The 4615-nt window shown below is 62.1% G+C and carries 4 protein-coding genes and 1 pseudogene; 2 read left to right on the top strand and 3 right to left on the bottom strand.

From position 1 onward, the window contains the following. Window positions 1-29: 29 nt before the first annotated feature. Complete coding sequence (gene rny / locus ABUA09_RS17910; RefSeq protein ID WP_033117055.1) at window positions 30-1580, bottom strand: ribonuclease Y; 1551 nt, start codon at window positions 1578-1580, stop codon at window positions 30-32. A 471-nt stretch (window positions 1581-2051) separates the two neighbouring features. After that, window positions 2052-2537 (bottom strand): deoxycytidylate deaminase, encoded by a 486-nt coding sequence (locus ABUA09_RS17905; RefSeq protein ID WP_033117038.1) that lies wholly within the window; start codon window positions 2535-2537, stop codon window positions 2052-2054. Window positions 2538-2697: 160 nt separating this feature from the next. On the opposite strand from ABUA09_RS17905, the gene ABUA09_RS17900 reads away from it, so the two are divergent. Both ABUA09_RS17900 and ABUA09_RS17895 read left to right on the top strand, forming a co-directional pair. Then, window positions 2698-3087 (top strand): Zn-finger containing protein, encoded by a 390-nt coding sequence (locus ABUA09_RS17900; RefSeq protein ID WP_033117039.1) that lies wholly within the window; start codon window positions 2698-2700, stop codon window positions 3085-3087. A 208-nt stretch (window positions 3088-3295) separates the two neighbouring features. Then, window positions 3296-4021, top strand: coding sequence for a sulfite exporter TauE/SafE family protein (locus ABUA09_RS17895; protein WP_349949607.1), 726 nt, complete (start codon window positions 3296-3298; stop codon window positions 4019-4021). 102 nt (window positions 4022-4123) lie between these two features. Here ABUA09_RS17895 and ABUA09_RS17890 read toward each other — a convergent pair. Next, a pseudogene (locus ABUA09_RS17890) lies at window positions 4124-4615 on the bottom strand (tRNA uridine-5-carboxymethylaminomethyl(34) synthesis GTPase MnmE); the annotation flags it as partial.

Raw genomic sequence — 4615 nt, 5'->3', positions numbered from 1 at the left:
CGGAGGTCCGGAGCGCCCTCTCCCTGCTTTTACTTCGCGTACTCGATGACCTTGGTCTCCCGGAGCACATGGACCTTGATCTGTCCGGGGTACTCCAGCTCCTCTTCGATCTTCTTGGCGATATCCCGGGCCAGCAGGACCATCTGATCCTCGGAGACCTGGTCGGGCTTGACCATGATGCGGACCTCGCGGCCGGCCTGGATCGCAAAGGATTTCTCCACTCCGGGGAAGGAAGAGGTGACCTCCTCCAGCTTTTCCAGCCTCTTGATATAGTTTTCCAGGTTCTCCCGCCGGGCACCGGGCCGGGCGGCGGAGATGGCGTCGGCCGCCTGGACCAGGCAGGCCACCACGGTCCGGGGCTCCACATCGTTATGGTGGGCCTCGATGGCGTGGATGATGTTCTCCGACTCCTTGTACTTCCGGGCCAGTTCCACGCCGATGGCCACATGGGAGCCCTCCACCTCGTGGTCGATGGCCTTGCCCAGGTCGTGGAGCAGGCCGGCCCGCTTGGCCTCGGTCACGTTGGCGCCGATCTCGGCGGCCAGCAGACCGGCCACATGGGCCACCTCGATGGAGTGGTTGAGGACGTTCTGTCCGTAGCTGGTGCGGTAGCGCATACGGCCCAGGAGCTTCACCAACTCCGGGTGCAGGCCGTGGACGTTGGTCTCAAAGACGGCCCGCTCGCCCTCGGCCTTGATGGTGGCGTCCACCTCCCGCTTGGCCTTCTCCACCATCTCCTCGATGCGGGTGGGGTGGATGCGTCCGTCCTGGATGAGCTTCTCCAGGGCCAGGCGGGCGATCTCCCGGCGGACCGGGTCGAAGCAGGAGACCGTGATGGCCTCCGGCGTGTCGTCGATGATAAGGTCCACGCCGGTCATGGTCTCCAGTGTGCGGATGTTGCGGCCCTCGCGGCCGATGATGCGCCCCTTCATCTCATCGTTGGGCAGGGGCACCACGGAGACGGTGGCCTCGGCCACATGGTCGGCGGCGCAGCGCTGGATGGCCCCCGAGATGAGTTCCCGGGCGATGGTGTCGGCCTCTTCCTTGTAGTGGGCCTCAATCTCCTTGATCTTCATGGCGGACTCGTGGGTGACGTCGGCCTCCAGTTGGGCGATGAGGTAGTTCTTGGCCTCCTCGGCGGTGAAGCCGGAGATGCGCTCCAGCACATCCATCTCGGACTTTTTGAGGGTGTTCACCTCTTCCCGGGCCTCCTCCAGCTCGGCGAGCTTGCGGGAAAGGGTCTCCTCTTTCTTCTCGATGTTGTCGGTCTTGCGGTCCAGGGTCTCCTCCTTCTGCTGGAGACGGCGCTCCTGCTTCTGGAGGTCGGAGCGGCGCTCCTTGACCTCTTTTTCGTACTCGTTGCGGGCCTTCAGGATTTCCTCCTTGGCCTCCACCAGTGCCTCGCGCTTCTTGCTCTCGGCGCTTTTGATGGACTCGTTGATGATGCGTTTTGCCTCTTCCTCGGCGCTGCCGATCTCCTTTTCGGCAACGTTCTTCCGGTACTGGTTACCCAGGACAAAAAATACAACTGCCGCAACTGCGAAGCAGACAATGCCGACAATGACTGTCGTGACATCCATAGATTCTGAAAACACCTCCACTTTCTCTTTTTTATTTTTGACATGCTGCATTTTGCATAAAATGATTCGTGCAGGACCCTGCGGTACCGCGCTTTCCCCGGCGCGCAGCGCCGCCCCACACGATTTTGTGAAAAACATCCACTGAAAGTTCTTCAGTTTTGTCCATTTATATTGTAAGACTGCCTTGCTTTTCTGTCAAGAACATTCGCAGGCGAAATGGTAAGAAGCGCGGAGGATAGACGCGCCGTCGCAGAGAGCGCACTAAAAGGGTCCCCGCAAAGCCGCAAGGCTTTGTGGGGAGAGGATGCGCAAGGTTGCGCCCGCAGGCGCGTTTCGGAGCGCAACCGCCCCGCAGGGGCGGCGCTTGGCGCGGAGATGAGCGGAGTGAGCTTTTCCCGGTAGGGAGCAGCGAACAAAGCGGACTTTGTGAGGACGAGCCGCAGCGTGACACCCGAAGCGCGGCCCCGCCTCCTACCCAAGGGCCGGGGGCAGGCTGTCGTCCTCCCGGATCCAGTCCTCCACGTGGACCACCGTGTACTCGCTGGGTGTGCGCCGGATCACCACCCGGTCAATGCCCGCGTTGATGATGAGCCTGCGGCACATGGAGCAGGATGTGGCGTCGGGCAGCAGCTCCCCGGTCTTGCTGTCCCGGCCCGCCAGATACAGTGTGCCGCCCAGAATGGCGCTGCGGGCGGCGGAGATAATACAGTTGGCCTCGGCATGGACGCTGCGGCACAGCTCGTACCGCTCCCCCGAGGGCACCTGGAGGGCGTCCCGGGTGCAATAGCCCAAGTCGGTGCAATTCCTGCGCCCTCTGGGCGCGCCGTTGTAGCCGGTGGAGATAATCTCGTCGTTCTTGACGATAATGGCGCCGTAGCACCGGCGCAGGCAGGTGGCCCGCTTGAGCACGGTCTCTGCGATGTCCAAATAATAATTTTCCTTGTCGATTCGGGCCATAGCCGGTCCTCCGATCTCTGTTTTCATTCAGTATACCGGGTTTTCCGCCCGGACGCAAGAGTACAATTCACACTTTGTTTACGATTGATTTCTTGACTGGGACACATGGAGAGGCTATGATATCTAATTGATATCTCAGCGGAAAGGAGTATGAGCCGCGATGAATTTTATGCAGCGTTTGATGTACGGCCGCTATGGCGGGGACCAGCTCTCCGTGTTTCTTATTGCCCTTTATCTGCTGCTCTACCTCCTCTCCTCCCTTCTGCACAGTTCCATCCTCTCCCTGCTGTCCACATTGGTGGCGGCATGGTGCATCTACCGCATGTTTTCCCGGCGGATCGACCGCCGGCGGGCGGAAAACGCAAAGTTTATGACGGTGGCGGGCCCCGCCATCCGCTGGTTCAAGCTCCGGCGCACCATCCACCGGGACAAGGAGCACCGCTACTTCAAGTGTCCCAACTGCGGCCAGCAGCTTCGCGTCCCCAGAGGGAAGGGGAAGATCACCATCAACTGCCGCAATTGCGGCGTGTCCTTTGAGGAAAAGACCTGATCAGCCGCCGCGCTCTCCGGCGGGTCCCTGATCACAGCGCGCAACGACGGCTCTCCCACTGCCGGGGCAGTGGGAGAGCCGTTTTTTCTCTTTATTCTGTTTTACTCCAATTTCTTGACAAAATCTTTACCAAATCGTTATCTTCTGTTATAATAACAGCAATCGCCGCTCTCCGGCGGCTGTGAGAAACGATCGGGAGATGTTGTGTGTGGACCTGGTGTTGATCGCTGCGATCGCCCTTCTGGGCGGGACCATCCAAACCGTGATCGGCTTTGGCGGAGGGATCGTCATCATGATGATCCTCCCCTTTTTTCTGGATATGCTGCACGCCTCGGCCGTATCCTCCGCATCGCTCCTGTTTTTGAATTATTCTCTGGCCTTCCGCTTTCGAAGCAGTATCTCCTTCCGGCGGCTGCCCCTCCCCCTGCTGATCTACCTCCCGTGCAGCGCCTTTGCCATCTTTCTGGCCGCCTCCCTGGATCTGGAGGTGCTGGTCCTGGTCTTCGGCGTCTTCCTGATCGTACTGGCGCTCTACTTCATGTTTGCCGACGGGCGCTTTACCGTCCGGGACAGCATTCCCGCCGCAGTGGTCTGCTCGGCCATTTCCGGCCTGTCCAGCGGGCTTTTCGGCATTGGCGGCCCTCTGATGTCGGTCTACTTTCTCTCCAACTCCAAGAGCAAGGAGGAGTACACCGGCACCATCCAGCTTTTTTTTGCCTGCACCGCCACCGTCAACCTGCTGATCCGGATCGGCAAGGGCATCTTTACCCCGGCGCTGGTGCCCTTCACCCTGGTCAGCATGCTGGGGATCGCAGTCGGGATCCAGCTTGGGTTGCGGATCCTGCGCTGGATCAACATCTCCATGCTGACCAAGGTCATCTATGTGGCGCGGGGGGCCACCGGCGTGTTCACCATCCTGAGCCACCTGCCCTGACGTCCCGCGCCGGAAAACCGCCCGGCGCTTTGACGGCCCTCCGGACGCGGGCGGGAGGGCCGCTGTCTTTTTCAAGCTGCGCCACAAGGGCGCCATAGGTCTTTACTTTCCCACACAGAACCGGGCGAAGATGCGCGCCACCACATCCTCCCGAATGTTCCGCCCGGAGAGCTCTCCCAGGGCCTCCACGGCCCCCTCCACATCGGTGAGGACCGCGTCCGGGGTGACGCCGGCGTCCAGACCCTCCCCCGCGCGCTCCAGGCCGCGCAGGGCCCGCTCCGCGGCCTCCGCCTGCCGGGCGTTGGTGAGAACGGCGCCCTCCTCCCCGGGGGCGCCCTGGGGAAAGAGGGCCCGGACGGCGTCGGACAGCTCCGCCAGTCCCTCCCCGGTCCGGGCGCTCAGCCGTACCACCGGCGGTGCCTTTTCCCCGCCCAGTACCGAGAAGCCCCGGTCCGCCCCCCGGGGCAGATCAGCCTTGGTGAGGACCAGGATGGTCCTGGGGCAGGTCCGTGCGGCCTCCTCCCAGAGCTGTAATTCCGCGGTCAGGCGGTCCAGGGCGGCCGCCGGCGCAGAGCCGGCCAGCAGCCCCCGGGC

The organism is Intestinimonas sp. RTP31139st1_F5_RTP31139_211217, from assembly GCF_040226735.1.
Classification (GTDB): domain Bacteria; phylum Bacillota; class Clostridia; order Oscillospirales; family Oscillospiraceae; genus Intestinimonas; species Intestinimonas butyriciproducens.
The sequence above is the reverse complement of the archived record's forward strand: the minus strand, read 5'-3'. Positions and strand labels throughout refer to the sequence as shown.